This window comes from Methylobacterium sp. J-030, assembly GCF_022829545.1.
In the GTDB taxonomy this organism is placed as follows: domain Bacteria; phylum Pseudomonadota; class Alphaproteobacteria; order Rhizobiales; family Beijerinckiaceae; genus Methylobacterium.
The window spans coordinates 107,095-124,123 of sequence record NZ_JAKSYM010000080.1 but is presented as its reverse complement, the minus strand read 5'-3'; the positions used below and the strand labels follow the sequence as shown (position 1 = coordinate 124,123).

The 17,029-nt window shown below is 69.9% G+C and carries 17 protein-coding genes; 8 read left to right on the top strand and 9 right to left on the bottom strand.

The features are described from left to right. Positions 1-434 precede the first annotated feature (434 nt). From minC to MKK75_RS04700, 4 genes are all read left to right on the top strand, one after another. Entirely contained in the window at positions 435-1,160 is a 726-nt protein-coding gene (gene minC / locus MKK75_RS04715; RefSeq protein ID WP_244041463.1) for a septum site-determining protein MinC, read from the top strand. 28 nt (positions 1,161-1,188) lie between these two features. Further along, positions 1,189-2,004 carry a septum site-determining protein MinD gene (gene minD, locus MKK75_RS04710; protein WP_244041462.1) on the top strand — a complete coding sequence of 272 codons (816 nt, stop codon included), beginning with the start codon at positions 1,189-1,191 and terminating at the stop codon, positions 2,002-2,004. Next, entirely contained in the window at positions 2,001-2,339 is a 339-nt protein-coding gene (minE, locus tag MKK75_RS04705; RefSeq protein WP_244041461.1) for a cell division topological specificity factor MinE, read from the top strand. The genes minD and minE overlap by 4 nt, the downstream gene beginning before the upstream one ends. Positions 2,340-2,495: 156 nt before the next feature. Then, a complete protein-coding gene (locus tag MKK75_RS04700; RefSeq protein ID WP_244041460.1) occupies positions 2,496-3,380 on the top strand; it encodes an alpha/beta fold hydrolase in 885 nt (294 codons plus the stop codon). Here the strand turns inward: MKK75_RS04700 and MKK75_RS04695 are convergent. Next, positions 3,361-4,806 carry a cytochrome P450 gene (locus MKK75_RS04695; RefSeq protein WP_244041472.1) on the bottom strand — a complete coding sequence of 482 codons (1,446 nt, stop codon included), beginning with the start codon at positions 4,804-4,806 and terminating at the stop codon, positions 3,361-3,363. The genes MKK75_RS04700 and MKK75_RS04695 overlap by 20 nt on opposite strands. A gap of 92 nt (positions 4,807-4,898) precedes the next feature. Then, complete coding sequence (locus MKK75_RS04690) at positions 4,899-7,544, bottom strand: ABC transporter ATP-binding protein (protein ID WP_244041459.1); 2,646 nt, start codon at positions 7,542-7,544, stop codon at positions 4,899-4,901. Positions 7,545-7,969: 425 nt separating this feature from the next. Here MKK75_RS04690 and typA point away from each other — a divergent pair, with 425 nt between their 5' ends. After that, entirely contained in the window at positions 7,970-9,793 is a 1,824-nt protein-coding gene (typA, locus tag MKK75_RS04685; protein ID WP_244041458.1) for a translational GTPase TypA, read from the top strand. 189 nt (positions 9,794-9,982) lie between these two features. Further along, on the top strand, positions 9,983-10,234 hold the full coding sequence (locus MKK75_RS04680; protein ID WP_409567524.1) for an RAG2 PHD domain containing protein: 252 nt from the start codon (positions 9,983-9,985) through the stop codon (positions 10,232-10,234). Between the two features lie 191 nt (positions 10,235-10,425). Here MKK75_RS04680 and MKK75_RS04675 read toward each other — a convergent pair whose 3' ends face one another. The 5 genes from MKK75_RS04675 to cysK all read right to left on the bottom strand — a co-directional run bounded on the left by MKK75_RS04675 (position 10,426) and on the right by cysK (position 13,087). Continuing rightward, positions 10,426-10,584 carry a hypothetical protein gene (locus MKK75_RS04675; protein ID WP_244041457.1) on the bottom strand — a complete coding sequence of 53 codons (159 nt, stop codon included), beginning with the start codon at positions 10,582-10,584 and terminating at the stop codon, positions 10,426-10,428. Further along, entirely contained in the window at positions 10,581-10,895 is a 315-nt protein-coding gene (locus MKK75_RS04670) for a hypothetical protein (RefSeq protein ID WP_244041456.1), read from the bottom strand. The genes MKK75_RS04675 and MKK75_RS04670 overlap by 4 nt, the downstream gene beginning before the upstream one ends. Then, complete coding sequence (locus MKK75_RS04665; RefSeq protein ID WP_244041455.1) at positions 10,895-11,221, bottom strand: DUF3292 domain-containing protein; 327 nt, start codon at positions 11,219-11,221, stop codon at positions 10,895-10,897. Before MKK75_RS04665 ends, MKK75_RS04670 begins: the two co-directional genes overlap by 1 nt. A gap of 94 nt (positions 11,222-11,315) precedes the next feature. Beyond that, a complete protein-coding gene (locus tag MKK75_RS04660) occupies positions 11,316-11,813 on the bottom strand; it encodes a hypothetical protein (RefSeq protein WP_244041454.1) in 498 nt (165 codons plus the stop codon). A 299-nt stretch (positions 11,814-12,112) separates the two neighbouring features. Next, positions 12,113-13,087, bottom strand: a complete 975-nt coding sequence (gene cysK, locus MKK75_RS04655; protein WP_244041453.1) for a cysteine synthase A — start codon at positions 13,085-13,087, stop codon at positions 12,113-12,115. 340 nt (positions 13,088-13,427) lie between these two features. On the opposite strand from cysK, the gene MKK75_RS04650 reads away from it, so the two are divergent. Beyond that, complete coding sequence (locus MKK75_RS04650; RefSeq protein ID WP_244041452.1) at positions 13,428-14,309, top strand: TAXI family TRAP transporter solute-binding subunit; 882 nt, start codon at positions 13,428-13,430, stop codon at positions 14,307-14,309. Between the two features lie 173 nt (positions 14,310-14,482). On the opposite strand, the gene MKK75_RS04645 is transcribed toward MKK75_RS04650, so the two are convergent. Then, a complete protein-coding gene (locus MKK75_RS04645) occupies positions 14,483-15,016 on the bottom strand; it encodes a GcrA family cell cycle regulator (RefSeq protein ID WP_244041451.1) in 534 nt (177 codons plus the stop codon). 498 nt (positions 15,017-15,514) lie between these two features. Here MKK75_RS04645 and MKK75_RS04640 point away from each other — a divergent pair, with 498 nt between their 5' ends. Next, the gene (locus tag MKK75_RS04640) at positions 15,515-16,702 is read left to right on the top strand and encodes a patatin-like phospholipase family protein (protein ID WP_244041450.1); all 1,188 of its coding nucleotides are present in this window, start codon (positions 15,515-15,517) and stop codon (positions 16,700-16,702) included. A gap of 132 nt (positions 16,703-16,834) precedes the next feature. Here MKK75_RS04640 and MKK75_RS04635 read toward each other — a convergent pair whose 3' ends face one another. Further along, entirely contained in the window at positions 16,835-16,963 is a 129-nt protein-coding gene (locus tag MKK75_RS04635; protein ID WP_091714885.1) for a TFIIS helical bundle-like domain containing protein, read from the bottom strand. Between the last annotated feature and the right edge of the window lie 66 nt (positions 16,964-17,029).

Here is a 17,029-nt window from a genome sequence, read left to right as displayed (position 1 = left end):
CTGTCCGGGGTCGTGGAATGGACGGGCAGGCACCCAAGCTGAGGTGCGGGCTTCAAAGCCCCAGGATGAGCCGGGGTCCTGCCCGTCGCCGCAGATCCAACCTTACCAGATCGGACAACAGAGGACTTACAAGGATGAGGGAGCTGGGTGGGACTCACCGGAACACCGTCCCACCCGGGCCTTGTCGCGTACCATGGAGCGACCCCAACACTTTAGGTCAACCCTCTTTAAGCGTTAAGCTTTCGGCAGTCCCGAGAGGACCTGTCGGTGCGGGCGTACGGATAGCTCGCAGGCCGCCGATAGACCGCTCGCGAGCGTCCTCCGCCACCCCGATACCAGGATCCCGGCAGAATTTGCCGACCGGATCCGAAACTTAACCCTTCGGTAACCATACCCGCCGTCAATGGTCCGGTAAGGACTCTTAACGGGCGGACATGAGCGAGACCCTCCCCGAGCCGATCGATCCGGAGACCGCCCCAGCGGCGTCTCCCCCTGCGCCCCGGCCGCTCAGCCTGCGCGGGCGGGCCTTCAAGGCCCTGGCCCTCTCCCCCGAGCCGCCGCTCCCCGAGTGGCTCGCGGGTCTCGACGCGGCGCTCAAGCGCTCGCCGACCCTGCTCCAGGGCCGCGCGGTCATCCTCGACTGCGCCCAGCTCAAGCCCGAGCCGGACGCCCTCGAAACTCTCATGCGCGAGCTCAAGGCCCGCGGCATCGCGGTGCTCGGTATCGAGGGCGCCGACACGGTCGGTGCGGGGCTGCCGCCGCTCCTCGTCAAGGGTCAGCCGTCCGAGACGGTCGAGATCCCGAGCCCGGCCGAGCCGGCGCCGCCTCTGGTCACCTCGATCACCGTCGAGGGCTCGGTCCGCTCCGGCCAGAGCGTGATCAACCCGACCGGGGACGTGACCGTGATGGGCTCGGTCTCCTCGGGGGCCGAGATCCTGGCCGGGGGCTCGATCCACGTCTACGGCGCCCTGCGCGGTCGCGCGATCGCCGGGGCCGCGCGTAACCCGCGCGCACGAATCTACTGCCGCAAATTCGAACCCGAGTTGCTGGGGATCGACCGCCTCGTGCGGACGGCGGAGGACATGGGCACGGCCCTGCGCGGCAAGGCCGCCCAGGTCTGGCTCGATGGCGGCAACATCCGAATGGCAAGCTTGGACTAGCAAGCTCTGGATTGAGGGAGATCGACGCGTGGCAAAGGTTCTCGTCGTCACATCGGGCAAGGGCGGCGTCGGCAAGACGACGACGACCGCGGCCCTGGGAGCGGCCCTGGCACAGGGCGGGCAGAGCGTGTGCGTCGTCGATTTCGACGTCGGCCTGCGCAACCTCGACCTGATCATGGGCGCCGAGCGCCGGGTGGTCTACGACCTGATCAACGTGGTCAACGGCGACGCCAAGCTGCCGCAGGCGCTGATCAAGGACAAGCGGGTCGACACCCTGCACCTGCTGCCGGCCTCGCAGACCCGCGACAAGGATGCGCTGACCGATGCCGGCGTCGCCCGGGTCATGGAGGAGCTCCGCGAGAAATTCGACTGGGTGATCTGCGACTCTCCCGCAGGCATCGAGCGCGGCGCCCAACTCGCCATGCACCACGCCGACATCGCGGTGGTCGTGACCAACCCCGAGGTCTCCTCGGTGCGCGACTCCGACCGGATCATCGGCCTCCTCGACTCGAAGACCGCCAAGGCCGAGAAGGGCGAGGAGATGGAGAAGCACCTGATCCTCACCCGCTACGACCCGTCCCGGGCCGACCGCGGCGACATGCTCAAGACCGAGGACGTGCTCGACATCCTGTCGATCCCGCTGCTCGCCATCATCCCGGAGAGCCAGGAGGTGCTGCGCGCCTCGAACCTCGGCTGCCCCGTCACCCTCAACAACCCCCTCTGCGCCCCGGCGCGGGCCTATGCCGACGCGGCCCGCCGGCTGAAGGGCGAGGAGGTGCCGATGAGCCTGCCGGTCGAGCGCAAGTCGTTCCTCGACAAGCTGTTCATGCGGAGGGCGGCATGAGCATCCTGGGCATCTTCCAGAAGCGCAATTCGGGCACGGTCGCCCGCGACCGCCTGCAGCTGATCCTCGCCCATGAGCGCGCCGAGTCGGGTCGCCCCGACCTCGTGCTCCAGCTCCGGGAGGAGATCCTGGCGGTGATCGCCAACCATGTCGCGGTGGAACCCGACAAGGTGAAGGTCACCCTGGAGCGCGGCGAGGCGGTCTCGACGCTCGGCCTCGACATCGAGCTTCCGCTCGGTGCCGCCGCCAAGCTCGACGCGAAGCTCGCGGCCAAGCTTGCCGAGGTCGCGGCCAACAAGGGCGGCCGGTCCGGCTCCTCCAAGAAAGCCGCTTGAGCCGGAGCGGGCTCGCTCCCGCCGGCACGCCATTGCGATCGCCGCGCCCGGTCCGCCGGGTGCGGCGTCGTCGTATCGGCTCCGGATGTAACCCTCGACCGCACGTGGCGCTGCCCTACCTCTGCCCGCGCGGGAGAGAGCGTTCACGGAGCGGCCATGCCGAGCGCCACCACCGATGACGGCGTGCTCCTTCACTACGAGGAGAGCGGATCCGGAACGCCGCTGATCTTCGTGCACGAATTTGCCGGGGATCACCGCAGCTACGAGGCGCAGCTGCGCCATTTCGGCCGCCGCTACCATGCGATCGCCTTCAACGCCCGGGGCTATCCGCCCTCCGACGTGCCCGAATCCGTTTCGGCCTATTCCCAGGCGCGCGCCGCCGACGACATCCTGGCGATCCTCGATCAGATCGGCGCGCCGCGCGCCCACGTCGCCGGGATCTCGATGGGCGCCTTCGCGACCCTGCATTTCGGCCTGCGCCACCCCGGCCGCGGCCTGTCGCTATGCCTCGGCGGATGTGGCTACGGCGCCGAGCCCGACCGGCAGGCGACGTTCCGGGCCGAAGCCACGGCGACCGCCGATTTGCTGCGCCGGGAGGGCATGGCGGCCTTCGCGGAGCGCTACGCCTACGGGCCGACCCGCGTGCAATTCGCCAACAAGGATCCGCGGGGGCACGCCGAATTCAAGCGGATGCTGGCCGAGCATTCCGCTGTCGGCTCGGCCAACACGCAACGCGGCGTCCAGAGGGAACGCCCCTCCCTGTACGACCTCACGGACGCGCTGGGGCGGATCACCGTGCCGACCCTGATCGTCGCCGGTGACGAGGACTGGCCCTGCCTCGCCCCGAGCTTGATGCTGAAGCGGGTGATCCCGTCCGCGGGCCTCGCTGTCCTGCCCAATACCGGCCACGCCCTCTCGGTGGAGGAGCCCGAAGCCTACAACGCGCTGCTCGACGCGTTCCTCGCTCAGGTCGAGACCGGGCGCTGGCCGATGCGCGACCCGCGCTCGGCCTCGGCGACGATCACGGGGATCGCGGGCTGACCGGATCGCGCGGGATCAGCCGGAACCGGGCAGGCCGCTCCGGCTGGGTCGTGACCACCGCCTGAGGCAGGATCGGCTCGTCCTCGCCCAGCACGATCCGGAACCGGACCAGCACCTGCGCGAGCGCGAGCACCGCCTCGCTCAGCGCGAACTGCGCGCCGATGCAGACCCGCGGGCCGGCGCCGAAGGGTAGATAGGCGAAGCGCCGCGGCGGCGGCGCCCCCGGCAGGAAGCGGCCCGGATTGAAGGCCTCCGGGTCGGACCAGAGCGCCCGGTGCCGGTGGAGCACCCAGGGGCTCACCATCACGATGTCGCGCGCCTTCACCGCATGGCCCGCCACGGTGTCGGACCCGAGCGCCCGGCGGACCACCACGAAGGCCGCCGGGTAGAGCCGCAGGGTCTCGTCGATCACCGCGCGGGTGAGGGGGAGGCGCCCGTCGCCCTGGCAGCCGGTGGGGTCGGCGAGGTCCGCGCCGCGCGCCTCCGCGGCGACGCGCTCCTGCAGCTCCGGGGCGAGGGCCAACAGGTAGGAGGCCCAGAACAGCGTGCCGGCCGTGGTCTCGTGGCCGGCCAGGATCATGGTGGCGACCTGATCGCGCAGCTCGGCCGGCGTGAAGGCGGCACCCGTGTCGGGATTGCGCGCCGCCGCGAGCAGGTCCAGCAGGTCGCCCGAGCCGTCATGATCCTGGTTCGAAGCCTGGCGGGCCGCGATGATCCGGTCGAGGAACGGGATCCAGCGGCGGCGGAAGCGCGCCCGCGACCAGTCGAGCGGCACCGGCCAGCCCGGCGGCGTCACGATGTCGAGGAGGTGCGGCCGGCCCATCCGCTCGCCGTAGGCGGCGATGAACCGGCGCAGCTCCGCCCCGTGCTCGTCCATGCCCACCGAGAACATGGCGCGCCCGGCCACCTCCAGGGCGAGCCGGTAGTAGGCCGTGAACAGGTCGACCGGGCCGGAATCGGCCTCCCCGGCGATGTGGTCCAGCCCGTCCGCGATCGCGGCCGCGATGTGGGGCACGAGGCCGTCGATCGCCCGTGGCGTGAACGCGGGGGCCAGGGTCCGGCGCTGGTGGCGCCAAGCCGAGCCCTCGCTGATCAGGAGCCCATCGCCGAGGATCGGGCGCAGGATGCGCGTGGTGCCGGTGGTGCGAGCGTAATTCGCCTGATTCTCCACGAGGACCCGGCGGATCGCCTCCGGGTCGTTCAGGACGAAGCTCGACCGGCCGAGCAGGCTCCGCCGGGTCACCGGCTCCTCGAAGGCGCGCCGGGGGAAGCCCCGGAGGCTGTTGTCGCGGATCGAGCGCAGATAGGCCCAGATCGGCAGCTCGCGATCCGGCGGCACGCGGTGCGGGGGGACCACGCGCGGCAGTCCGGCGAGGCTCTGGGCGGTGCCGGTCTGTGTCACGGTCGCGTCCGGGAGAACGGGCATCGTCAGAACGGGCATGGGCGTCATCCTGTGCCGGAGACGGGCCGAGCTGTAAACCGCAAGCCTACGCGTCGCACGGGGCGGTCACGCCGTCGTCATTCGGCGGCGCGCAATTGCGTCTCCGGCTTGCGCAGCGGCAGCCGCGCGGGGAACTTGGCAGGATCGGCCTTGGCCGACGGGCTCGCCACCAGGCTCGCCCGGGGCAGGGTGGCCTCCGTGACATCCAGGAGCGTGTCGACCCCGCGCTCCAGGAACTCGTCGACCCTGTCGACCACCAGGACCTCCGGCTGGCGCAGGATCGCCCGGGCGAGGCCGATCCGCACCCGCACCCGCTCGGTCAGGAGCTGGCCGCGGTTGCCCACGTCCTTGTCGAGCCCGCGGAGCTGGATCGGGCGTTCCAGGTCGAACGCCCGAAACACCGCCCGCGCTTCCCGCTGGATGATGGTCTCCCCGTGCATCCGCGCCGTGTCGATGCGGCCGAACAGCAGGTTGTCGAGCACGGTGCTGCGCGGGTTGATCCGGTTCGGATCGTAGGACTCGACGTCGCAGCCGTGGTCGCCGTGCATGTGGCGCTGGACGATGGTCCGCGCCCCGACGATGCGCTGGGTCATCGCCTGGTCGAGCAGGCCGAAGCGCATCCGCGGCTCGACATACGCCAGGGTGAGGGCCAGGAAGGCCACGCTGTCCGCCTCGTTGAGGCGCCCGTCCTCGGGCAGGCGCGCGAGCCGGCGGAGGTAGTCCGGCAGGGCATCCGGGGTGATCAGCGAGAAGCGCCGGAACAGCGGATGGCCGGGCGGCACGTCGGCGAAGATGTCCTTGAGGTTGCTGGCGATGGCCACGCCCATGCGGTCGAGGTCGTCGAGCAGGTGCGCCTCTTCCAGCGCGTCGCGGAACAGGGGCGCTGCGGCCAGGCGATGGGGATCCGTCAGCGTCGGGTCGCGCGGGACTCCGAACAGCAGGTTCTCCCCGACAGTCGCCTGATCGTTGTAGCGGCCGCGGGCGAAGGGGATCACGAGGTCGGCGAGGCCCTTCTCGACGAAATGCGTGCGCAGGCGCTCCCGGGCCGCGATCATGCGCTGGCCGGCCGGCATTTCGTGGGTGATCGAGCTGAGGGCGCCGAGGCCGAACCGATAGAGATCGTCGCCGAGGTCGAGCCGGCCGAGCAGATCGAGGAGACGCTGGTCGAGTTCCGTCGCGTTGGTGATCCCGAGGCGCCGGTAGTCGATCCAGGGGTCCTCGACGCTGTCGCAGGGGTTGCCGGTCTTCACCGCTTCGTTGATCCGCATCTTGCTGAGATCGAGGCTGCCGGTCCGCAGCGGCTGGATGCGCAGGCCGTAGAGCACGTTGTCGCGCAGGGTCCCGGGGAACAGGACCGGCTCCACCCCCGCGAAGGCGATCCGATGGGCGTGAACCGGCCGCGGCAGGATCGACAGGTCGTGCTCGCCGATCCGGATCGTGCCGCCCGGCGCCGTCTGCAGCCCGGCGAGCACGCGGGCGAATTCCTGGGCGGCCGGGCCGGGCGGGACGAGCGCGAGCCGCGCCGGCAGCCGAACCTCGGCGTCGCCGACCTCGATCGGCGCACCGCCCTGCGGATCGTGCAGGCTGAGCCCCTCGATCCGCAGCGGGCTGCCGAGCGGCGGCGGCGTCTCCGAGATCTCCGGCTCGCCCGGCTGCAGGCGCTGCGGCCCGAAATGCGCCGCCACGGTCTCGTACTTCACCTCGACGTCGAGGCGCTGTTGGTCCCAGTCGATCAGCTCCTTGAGGGGCGGCGGCAGATCGCGATAGGCCGCGAGCACGGCCACGAGCTGGCCGATATCGAGTTCGCCCTTCAGGGCGAAATAGCCGCCGATCGCGTAGAACAGGAATGGCGTCACCTGCGCCAGCAGGTTGTTGAGGTATTTGACCGCGAACTTGCGCCGGTAGATCCGCAGGCGCAGGTCGTAGAGGCTGAAGAGCCGGCCGCCGATCTCGGCCCGCTCCCACCGGCCGGTGTCGTTGATGCGCACCGCCGGCAGCCCGTCGAGCACCTCGGCGATGCGGCCCGCGAGGTTGCGCGAGGCGATCTGGCGGCGCCGGCTCAGGCGGATGATCTCCCGCCGCAGCCGAGGGATCACGATCATCTGCACGCCCACCATGCCGCCGGCCGCGAGGCCGAGCCACAGGTTCTGCATCAGGATGAAGGCGAGCGCCGTCGCGGCCTGGGTGCCCAGGAACACCGGCACCACGATCGCGTCACCGATGAAGGAGCCGATCGGCTCGACCTCGTCGCGGATGATCGTGGCGGTCTCGGAGGATTTCACCTCCCGCTGCGTCTCCGGCGAGAAGCGCAGCATCAGGGAGAAGAGCTGGAACCGCAGGCGTCGCAGCATCCGCTCCCCGAGGATGCCCTTCTGCAGGTTGATCCAGTACTTGAAGGCGCCGTTGATCAGTACGAGGCCGAGGAACAGCGTCGAGAGGCCGAGCAGCAGCTCGAAGCGGTCGAACTGGAACCCCTCGAACAGCCGCGTGGTCCCGCCGCCGAGCAGCCGGGGCCACGTCACGGTGATGTTGAGGAACGGGACAGTTGCTTCGCCGTGCGCGAAGGCCTTGCCGGTGATCGCGTCGTTGACGATGCGCTTGGGCAGGTCGAGCGAGGCGAAGTAGAACGGCAGCGAGGCTAGGACGACGGCGCAGATCCGGAACTGATCGCCCTTCGAGTAGCGCCAGATATACGGGAACAGCCGCGGCTCAAGCGGTCGCATCGGTTCGTTCCGAGGGAGAGCCGTCACAGCGGAAGTCATGCCGATTCGCCGCGCCCATGCGTAGGCCCAGAATCGACACCGTAGCCGAAGGGTCAGAATTCATCCAATACGCCCGAGAGACCGCGCGACGCGGACCCGTAAAGCGCCGCGCGGCGTCATGAGACCGTCATATAGGGTATGGGTGGCTCGCTTGGACCGGCTGCAGGGCTGATCTGCGCAACCCGCCAAGCAGGGATTCGGTGATGCGGATCGGCTTCGAAGTCCGCGAAATCCCGTCCGGTTTCGACGCCGATCCATCGGCGGCCTTGCCCCGGAGCGCGCGGCCTTATATTGCGACGCAACCACCACGACTCCGTACCTGAACCGGCGCGGACGGCCGCGCCGCGCGGCCGCCAGGGAGCCGGCACAACCCGTTTCGGGCCGCCATGAATCTGCGCAACATCGCCATCATCGCCCACGTCGACCACGGCAAGACGACCTTGGTCGACAAGCTGCTGGCCCAATCCGGCACCTTCCGCGAGAACCAGCGGGTCGAGGAGCGGGCGATGGACTCGAACGACCTCGAGAAGGAGCGGGGCATCACGATCCTCGCCAAGGCGACCTCGGTCGTCTGGAAGGACACCCGCGTCAACATCGTCGACACCCCCGGCCACGCCGATTTCGGCGGCGAGGTCGAGCGCATCCTGTCGATGGTCGACGGCGTGATCGTGCTGGTCGACGCGGCCGAAGGCCCGATGCCGCAGACCAAGTTCGTGGTCGGAAAGGCGCTCAAGATCGGCCTGCGCCCGATCGTGGCGATCAACAAGGTCGACCGTCCGGACGCGCGGATCAACGAGGTCGTGAACGAGGTGTTCGACCTGTTCGCAGCGCTCGACGCCACCGACGAGCAGCTCGATTTCCCGATCCTCTACGGTTCGGGCCGCAACGGCTGGATGGCCGAAACCCCGGAGGCGGACCCGTCCGTCGGTCTGGAGCCGCTGTTCGACCTCGTGCTCAAGCACGTGCCGCCGGCCCGGACCGACGAGGGGCCGTTCCGGATGCTCGGCACCCTGCTGGAGGCCAACCCGTTCCTCGGCCGCATCATCACGGGCCGCATCGCCTCCGGCACCGTCAAACCGAACCAGCAGATCAAGGTGCTGTCGCGCGACGGCAAGGTCGTCGAGACCGGCCGGGTGTCGAAGATCCTCGCCTTCCGCGGCCTGGAGCGCGCTCCGATCGACATCGGCGAGGCGGGCGACATCGTCTCCATCGCCGGCCTGATCAAGGGCACCGTGGCCGACACGTTCTGCGACCCGCAGATCGAGACCCCGATTCAGGCCCAGCCGATCGATCCGCCGACCGTGACGATGTCGTTCATCGTCAACGACAGCCCGCTCGCCGGCACCGAGGGCGACAAGGTCACGAGCCGCATGATCCGCGACCGCCTGTTCAAGGAGGGCGAGGGCAACGTCACGCTCAAGATCGAGGAGGCGGCCGATAAGGACTCGTTCTACGTCTCGGGCCGCGGCGAATTGCAGCTCTCGATCCTGATCGAGACCATGCGCCGCGAGGGGTTCGAGATCGCCGTGTCGCGGCCCCGCGTCGTGTACGAGAAGGACGAGGCCGGCAGCCTGCTCGAGCCGATCGAAGAGGTGGTGATCGACGTCGACGAGGAGCATTCCGGCGTCGTCGTGCAGAAGATGTCCGAGCGGAAGGCCGAGATGCTGGAGATGCGGCCGTCCGGCGGCAACCGCCTGCGCCTCGTGTTCCACGCCCCGACCCGCGGCCTGATCGGCTACCAGGGCGAGCTGCTCACCGACACCCGCGGCACCGCGATCATGAACCGGCTGTTCAAGGCCTACGAGCCCTACAAGGGCGAGATGCCGGGCCGGCGCAACGGCGTGCTGATCTCCAACGACCAGGGCGAGGCCGTGGCCTACGCCATGTGGAACCTGGAGGACCGCGGCCCGATGATGATCGAGCCCGGCTGGAAGGTGTATCAGGGCATGATCGTCGGCGAGCACAACCGCGAGAACGATCTCGAGGTGAACGTGCTCAAGGGCAAGAAGCTCACCAACATCCGCACAACCTCGAAGGACGAGGCCGTGCGCCTGACGCCGCCGATCCGCATGACCCTGGAGCGCTCGCTCGCCTGGATCCAGGACGACGAGCTGGTCGAGGTCACGCCGAAGTCGATCCGCCTGCGCAAGGCGATCCTCGACCCGAACGACCGAAAGCGCGCCGAGCGCTCGAAGGAGAACGCGGCCTGAGCTGAACGGCCGGCCCCGGACGTGAACGGCCGGCACCGGACGTTCACGGCCGGCCTCGGACGTGAACGGCCGGCAACCGGGCGCTCACGTCCGGTTGCTGATGCAGCCCTTATTCCGGATCGCACTCGGGTCCATCGAACCCTTATGCCGGGCCTCCTAGCTTGGCATGGCGGCACCCGAGAGGTCCGCGTGAACCCCCAGACGACCATGCCTGTCGCGTTGAATCCGTCCCCGTCGCCCCTGCCCGCCGCCGGGACGCCGCTCTCCTACCTCGTCGGCCAGGATGGCGAGGGCCATTGGGTGGCGGTCGAGACCGGCGGGCGGGCCGGGGGCATCTTTCGGTCGCGCCGGGACGCGATCCGCTACGCCTGCATCGAGACCGGATGCCGGCCCGACGACGTGAAGCTCGCCGCGGACCCGATCCCGCTCCGGCTCGCCTGATACCGCTTCAGGCGGATGATTTCGGCACGGCCGTCTGTGCGAGTGGAGCGGCGCCATCGAGCGGCACCCCGCTCACGGAAGCCGGGCTGCCTTGAGTCACTTCGCGCCGCTCGCGACGACGGCAAGGGACGCGTCGACCGAGGCGTGCAGGCGGAAGCCGTACCAAATGGCCGCCCGGCGGCATGAAAGCGTCAGCTGCCGCCGGGATCGGTCTCGTCGTTCTGCTTGCCGCCACCCGCCGGGCCGGCTCCCGGATGACCCTCGGTCTTCTCGTTCGGATCCTTGACCGCGTCGGGCGCGATGTTCTTCGGCTTCTCGGGCTCGGTGCCCGCCGTGTCGCGCTCGTTCATTCCCGGTTCTCCCGTTCCGCCCGGGAGTGCCCGTCCGCCACTGTCGCGTCGGCGGCGGGACCCCGGGACACCTTCTGATCGGAGTGGCCGCCCGATGACCCGCCGACGGCCGGCGGCGACCGCCCCGGCTCGCCGCTGCGGCCCCACCCCTCCCGGGGCTCCGGCTGGGCCGCTCCGCCACCGCCCATGTCGGTGATGGCGGCCTGATCGGCCGTCTGGCGGCCACCCCCCGCGGGCGGCGCGCCGCCGGACCCGACGGAATCGTCGGGCTTGCGCGTGACGGTCCCGGATTCGCTGGTCGGCCGGGCCATCAGCGCTTCCCGTCATCCTGGCCGACGGCCGCCGTGGCGCGGTCGATCGCCTCGCTCAGGTCCGCCCCCCCGCCGGACGTCCCCTTCAGCTTGTCCAAGTTCTCCCGCGGCGTCTCGGCCTCGGTGGCGTCCGTGGCGTCGGAGCCGGGGGTGCCGGAGGCGATCCGCGCGGCTTCGGCGTCGCCCGCCGGATCCCGCTTGAGATCCGCCTGGGTGCGGGCGGCCAAGCCGACATCCAGCGGCGAGTCCTGCCCGAGGTCCTGGCCGTTGCGGTCCGCGTTGGCGTCGAAGTCCTTCAGCGACGGTCGTTCTGTCGGGCCGGTCATGGTGCGCCTCTCCGTGTCTTCGCGGGACAACGGGGGCGGCCGAGGAGGGTTGCGCCGGCGGGGCGATCGAGCGCGGTTGCCGCCGCTCGCGCCTTCAGCGTCCGACGATCCGGGGCAGCAGCTTCTGTGCGACGCGCAGCGCCGTATCCTCCGCGGCCCCGCGGTCGATCGACCGTGCGTCGATGGTCAGCAGATCGCCGTCGCGCAGGACGATGGCCGTCGCGCCCGCGCCCGTCCCGAACGCGTAGGACGTGATCCACGCGACCGCCGGGCCGGCCGGCAGGGTGGTGAGCCGGCAATCCGGATTTTTCCTGACGCAGATCGTCTCCAGCGCCGCCATCGTGGTCTTGCCGGACCGGACCCGGCCCTCGGTTCCATCCGTGAGGCGCCCGAGCCGCAACGCGACCGCCGGGGCGCCGTCGCAGGCCGGGCAGGTGAGGATTAGCTGAAACGGCTGAGCCTGAGCGGTGGCGTCCTTGCCGAGGGCCAGCAGGGCGTCCTCGGCGAGCGGCGTCAGATCGTGGACGGCAAAACCCTGCGCCAGCGCCGCCTGTGACCAGAGAGTACACAGGATCACGATGAGACAGCGCATGACAGGATCCCCGATCGATCGCGCGATCGGCGGTAGCGGAAGGGTGACGGAAGATCCAGGCTGGTGTTGGCGGGGCACCGAAACAAACGCGAATCTGGTTCGCGTTGAACTCACTAAAGTCGATCGATCTCAATCAGTCATGGCAGTTTCCAGGTTCGCCGATGAATTCCCGAAAACGTGTTCTTAACCAATTGAAAGCTTGCAATCAGCGCCCGCCATCCTTGGGGATCCAACGGTGTGCCCCGCGCCGCTCGATCCGGCGCGAGGCGTGAGGGCACGCGTTCGAAGAGCGGTGCCGCTCAGCCGATCCCCTCGAACAGCGGCGACGAGATGTAGCGCTCGGCGAACGAGCAGGCGATCGTGACGATGCGCTTGCCGCGGAATTCCGGTCGCTTGGCGAGCTCGATCGCGGCGGCGACGTTGCCGCCGGTCGAGATGCCCCCCGGGATCCCCTCCAGCCGGGCGAGCGCCCGGGCGGTCTCGAAGGCCGTCTGGTTGGAGACCTTGAGCACGCCGTCGAGGATCGCGGTGTGAAGGTTGTCGGGGATGAAGCCAGCGCCGATGCCCTGGATCTTGTGCGGGCCCGGCTGGCCGCCCGAGATCACCGGGGAATCCTCCGGCTCCACGGCGAACACCTTCAGGTTCGGCAGGCGCGGCTTCAGCACCTCGCCGACGCCCGTCACGGTGCCGCCGGTGCCGACGCCCGCTACGAACGCGTCGAGCCGGCCGTCCGTATCGCTCCAGATCTCCTCGGCGGTGGTCTTGCGGTGGATCTCGGGGTTGGCGGGGTTCGAGAATTGCTGCGGCATCACCGAGCCGGGAATCTCCTTCAACAATTCCTCGGCCTTGGCGATCGCGCCCTTCATGCCCTGCGCGCCGGGGGTGAGCGCCAGTTCCGCGCCGAGGAACGCCAGCATCTTGCGCCGCTCCAGCGACATCGTCTCGGGCATCACCAGGATCAGGCGGTAACCCCGTGCCGCCGCCGTGAAGGCCAGCGCGATGCCGGTGTTGCCGGAGGTCGGCTCGACCAGCGTGCCGCCCGGCTGGAGCTTGCCGGAGGCCTCCAGCGCGTCGATCATGTTGACGCCGATGCGGTCCTTGACGCTGGCGATCGGGTTGAAGAACTCCAGCTTCAGCAGGATCTCGGCCTCGACGCCGTGCTCCTTCGGCAGGCGGTTCAGGCGGACCAGGGGGGTGTTGCCGATCGTCTCGGTGATCGAGCCGTAGACACGGCCATGGCCGACCTTCGCCGGCGCATTGAGGGAATCGGCCATCGCGGAGCTCCTGCTCGTGTTGAGATCGCTGAGATGTGGGTCCGGTCGGACGAGACCAAGCCCCCCGGGCGGGAGACCCGGTTCGGCCCGGACGGAGGGCTGCGATATCGCGTCGCCGCCCGGGGAGCAATCGGGCTAAGTGTCCATATTGAAAGTTCTTTCTGCGTCCGGTGCAGTCTTTGCGGTATCGCGGGACGGCGCTTCTGACTATCGCCGTGCCGGTAGAAACTTATTCTCCTGACCGGCGCCGGTGCGGCGCGTCTGCTTGATGGGGGTGCTGATGTCGACTCGCGCATCGGAGTCAGGACTTACGTCGGCGACTCGGCGGACGGCGCTGCTGATGGCACTGGGCCTCCTCGCGCCGCGATCGGCCCGATCCGACGAGCCCGTTCGCGTCGTCCTGGCGACGGCGACGCCGGGCGGCGGCTTTCCCGCCTTCGGGGAGGCCTTCGCGGAGACGATCCGGAAAGCCGATTCGGCGCTGATCATCGAGCCCCGAGCCAGTGCCGGCTCGGTCGAGAATCTCCGCCTCCTGCACGCCGGCAGCGTCGATCTGGGCCTGGTGCAGGGGGAATACGCCTACCCGGCCTTCGCGGTGGCCGACGGCGTCACCGTGCTGGCTCCGATGTATCCGACGCCGGGCCTGTTCGTCGTGCCGTCAGCCAGCCCGATCCGGTCGGTGGCGGATCTGCGCGGGCGCACGGTCGTGCTGGGCACGCACCAGTCGGGGCTCACCGTCATGGCCCGCAGCGCGCTGGCCGCCTCGGGGCTCGATCCCGAACGCGACATCCGCCCGATCCTGCTCGATCGCGCGGGCGATGGGCCAACGCTGGTGCGCGAAGGCAAAGCCGACGCGCTCTGGGGCGGCGGTCTCGACTGGCCGGGCTTTTTCGCCATGGCCCAAGCGCCGGGCGGGGCGCGCTTCTTCGGACCCTCGGAGGTGGGGATCGTTCATCTGGCGCAGCCCGGCGCCGCGATGAAGCGTCTGACCGTGCCGGCCCGCAGCTTTCCCGGTCAGGCGGACCCGATCGAGACGGTGGGCTCGTGGAGCTTCGTCCTGACCCGCCCAGGTTTCGACGGCGATGCGGCGGAGCGGATCGTCCGCGCGCTCGGCCGCGACCATGCCGCCACGACCGATCCGAAGAACCTGATCGGGCTTGTCCCTGTGGACCGCTTGAATCCCGCGACCGGCCGCGCTCTGCATGCGGCTGGGCTCATCTAAGCAGGGTTCGCGAACGCGGTCACCGGTTCCTGCGATGAACACCCGCGACGCGCCCAGGCGCAAAGCGGATGAAGCGTTGGCCTGCCCGCGGTACAGGAAACAGCCAGGGCGGCCTCGGATCGGCGATGCGACCCAACCCCCAGGCACGGCTCTGGCCGTAAGGGCGTCCCCGCTCAGCGGAACGAGGCGACGCGGCGATCCCGCTTCCGCTCGGCTGCGGGCTGATAGGCGATCTCGGCGTGATGGGTGCAATAGGGCAGACCGGTGATCGAGCGGGCGCCGCAGAACCGAAATTCCGGCGTGGTCGGATCGCCGAGCGGCCAGCGGCACATGGATTCCCGAAGGTCCATGATGGTGACGCGCTGCGATACCGGAAGGGGCGTCGTGGCCGGGGTGGGGGCCGCGGCAGCCAGGTAGTTCGGCGCCGGCCGATGCGAGACGATCGCCACCGGCTCGGGAGCCTGCGTCTCCACCACCGCGATGGCCGTCTCGATCTCGATGACCTTCGAGGGTGGTACCGCGGCGGCGGAGGAATCCTCCCCACCCCGGGCGCGGCCTGCCAGGCCGAGGCGGTGGACCTTGCCGATCACCGCGTTGCGGGTGACGCCGCCGAGTTGCGCCGCGATCTTGCTCGCGCTCTGCCCGTCTTCCCACAGCCGGCGCAGGAGCGCCACGCGATCATCCGTCCAGCCTACAGCCGCTTCCATAATCCCCTCCGCCCCCTGCGGCCCGCGCCGTGCCGTGGTCCGGCACGCACCCCCCCGGGTTTGCCGACCCCCCATCGGCGGGGCGGGCAGCCGAGCAGACCGCGCCCACGCAGGGCAGCCGCACCGCGGTGCGACACCCTGTCCCGTCAGGTCGCACGGAACCCTAGCGCGGCGCTCCCGAGCGTTGCAAGAGTGCACCGCCGTCCCCCTCGGCCCCTGTCCACCGCCAATGGCGCGGTCGCCCCTTGTGCAACGGGCGACGAAATGGCTGCCGCGCGACCCGATCGCGATGCCGGCGGTGCACCCGCGCGCCGAACCAGCTACGGCATCGGCGTCGCCAAGCTTGGCCTCGCTCGCGCCGCGATCCCGTGGGATCGTGACTCCCGCGCAACAGCCGGGCGTTATCGCGCCCGCCGGTCGGCAAAGTCGGAACGCGTGTCACAGCCAAGCTCGTTTCGTGTGGCAAGGTGGCCGGGCTTCACGGATCAGGGTGACGAGATGGGTTTCGGTGGGACAGGCTTGCGCGCGCTGGTCGCGCTCGGGCTGGCGGGTCAGGTCGCGGCCTGCGGCAGCCTCCCGCGCACGCCCTATACGGCCGAGCAGGCTTCGTTCGCGGTGGTTCCGGGCATCCCCGGCGCGCGCGTCTTCGCCGATGCCTCGGTGGAGACCATCGCGGAGCTGGCCGCCAACCCGCAGCGCCGGGGCAAGGGTTTCACCTACCTGGCGCTCTCGGGCGGCGGGGGCGACGGCGCCTACGGGGCCGGCGTTCTGAACGGCTGGACGGCCTCCGGGCAGCGGCCCGAATTCACCCTGGTCTCGGGCGTCTCGACCGGCGCGCTGATCGCGCCCTTCGCGTTCCTGGGCTCCAGCTACGATGCCTATCTGACCGAATTCTACACGAGCGGCGTCGCCAGCGAGCTGGTGGCCTCGCCGAGCCTCGCCAACGTGCTGTTCGGCTCGGGGCTGTTCGGCGACGGGCGGCTGCGCAACCTGATCGATCGCTACGTCACGCCCGACCTGGTCCGGGCGGTGGCCGAGGAGCACGCCAAGGGCCGGCGCCTGCTCGTGGTGACCACGAACCTGGATTCCCAGCGGGCGGTGATCTGGAACATGGGCGCCATCGCGGCGAGCGGCGTGCCCAACGCCCGGGAGCTGTTCCGCGACGTTCTGGCGGCCTCGGCCAGCATCCCGGCGGTGTTCCCGCCGCAATTCATCGATGTGTCCGCTGGCGATGCGCGCTTCCAGGAGATGCACGTCGACGGTTCGGTGGTGACGCCGGTCTTCACCCTGCCGCAGACCCTGCTGCTGCGCGACGGCCGGATCCGCACGGGCGGGAAGGCCGAGATCTACGTCGTGATCAACGGCCGCCTGGAGCCCGATTTCGAGGTCACGAAGGACAACACGCTCTCGATCGTGGAGCGCTCATTCACGACGGCGAGCCGCGCGCGCTCGCGGGCCACGCTGACGGCGACCTACGCGTTGGCTCGCGGCAACGGAATCGGCTTCAACCTGACCTACATCGATGAGGGCGGCCCGAAGGTGCCGGCCTCCAAGGGGTTCGACACCGCCTACATGCGTACCCTCTACGAGGAGGGGCTGACCAAGGGCCGGACCGGGAACTTCTGGCAGCACACGGTCCCGGCCGCGCCGATCGTGAAGGCGACCGCGAGCGCGGTGGTGCAGTAGGAGCGTATGCCGTCGCCGAGAATCCCCTTGCCCCGCAAGCGGGGCAAGGGGGCGTCACGCGTCCCGCCCGAACGGGATCGGCGAAATCGTCGATCTCTCGGGGTAGAGCCGCCCGCGCTTACTGGCCCAAGCTCACTTCCCCAGAATTTTCGTGACGAGGCGGCCGATCGGCGTCGCCGTGCTGGCGTTCCGGTCGTCGCGGTCGACGGGGCGGTTCTCGTTGCCGAGGAGCTTGGTGACGAGGCGTCCGATCAGATTCATGGGATGGCCCTCCAGTGTCGCGCCAAAATGGCGCAGCTTCCGATTCAACGGGCGAGCCGCGGGCTG

Coding starts and splice junctions, on each gene's coding strand:
- minC (WP_244041463.1), top strand. CDS start 435: ATGAGCGAGACCCTCCCCGAGCCGATCGATCCGGAGACCGCCCCAGCG.
- minE (WP_244041461.1), top strand. CDS start 2,001: ATGAGCATCCTGGGCATCTTCCAGAAGCGCAATTCGGGCACGGTCGCC.
- MKK75_RS04700 (WP_244041460.1), top strand. CDS start 2,496: ATGCCGAGCGCCACCACCGATGACGGCGTGCTCCTTCACTACGAGGAG.
- MKK75_RS04695 (WP_244041472.1), bottom strand. CDS start 4,806: ATGCCCGTTCTCCCGGACGCGACCGTGACACAGACCGGCACCGCCCAG.
- MKK75_RS04690 (WP_244041459.1), bottom strand. CDS start 7,544: ATGCGACCGCTTGAGCCGCGGCTGTTCCCGTATATCTGGCGCTACTCG.
- typA (WP_244041458.1), top strand. CDS start 7,970: ATGAATCTGCGCAACATCGCCATCATCGCCCACGTCGACCACGGCAAG.
- MKK75_RS04675 (WP_244041457.1), bottom strand. CDS start 10,584: ATGAACGAGCGCGACACGGCGGGCACCGAGCCCGAGAAGCCGAAGAAC.
- MKK75_RS04670 (WP_244041456.1), bottom strand. CDS start 10,895: ATGGCCCGGCCGACCAGCGAATCCGGGACCGTCACGCGCAAGCCCGAC.
- MKK75_RS04665 (WP_244041455.1), bottom strand. CDS start 11,221: ATGACCGGCCCGACAGAACGACCGTCGCTGAAGGACTTCGACGCCAAC.
- MKK75_RS04660 (WP_244041454.1), bottom strand. CDS start 11,813: ATGCGCTGTCTCATCGTGATCCTGTGTACTCTCTGGTCACAGGCGGCG.
- cysK (WP_244041453.1), bottom strand. CDS start 13,087: ATGGCCGATTCCCTCAATGCGCCGGCGAAGGTCGGCCATGGCCGTGTC.
- MKK75_RS04650 (WP_244041452.1), top strand. CDS start 13,428: ATGGCACTGGGCCTCCTCGCGCCGCGATCGGCCCGATCCGACGAGCCC.
- MKK75_RS04645 (WP_244041451.1), bottom strand. CDS start 15,016: ATGGAAGCGGCTGTAGGCTGGACGGATGATCGCGTGGCGCTCCTGCGC.
- MKK75_RS04640 (WP_244041450.1), top strand. CDS start 15,515: ATGGGTTTCGGTGGGACAGGCTTGCGCGCGCTGGTCGCGCTCGGGCTG.
- MKK75_RS04635 (WP_091714885.1), bottom strand. CDS start 16,963: ATGAATCTGATCGGACGCCTCGTCACCAAGCTCCTCGGCAACGAGAAC.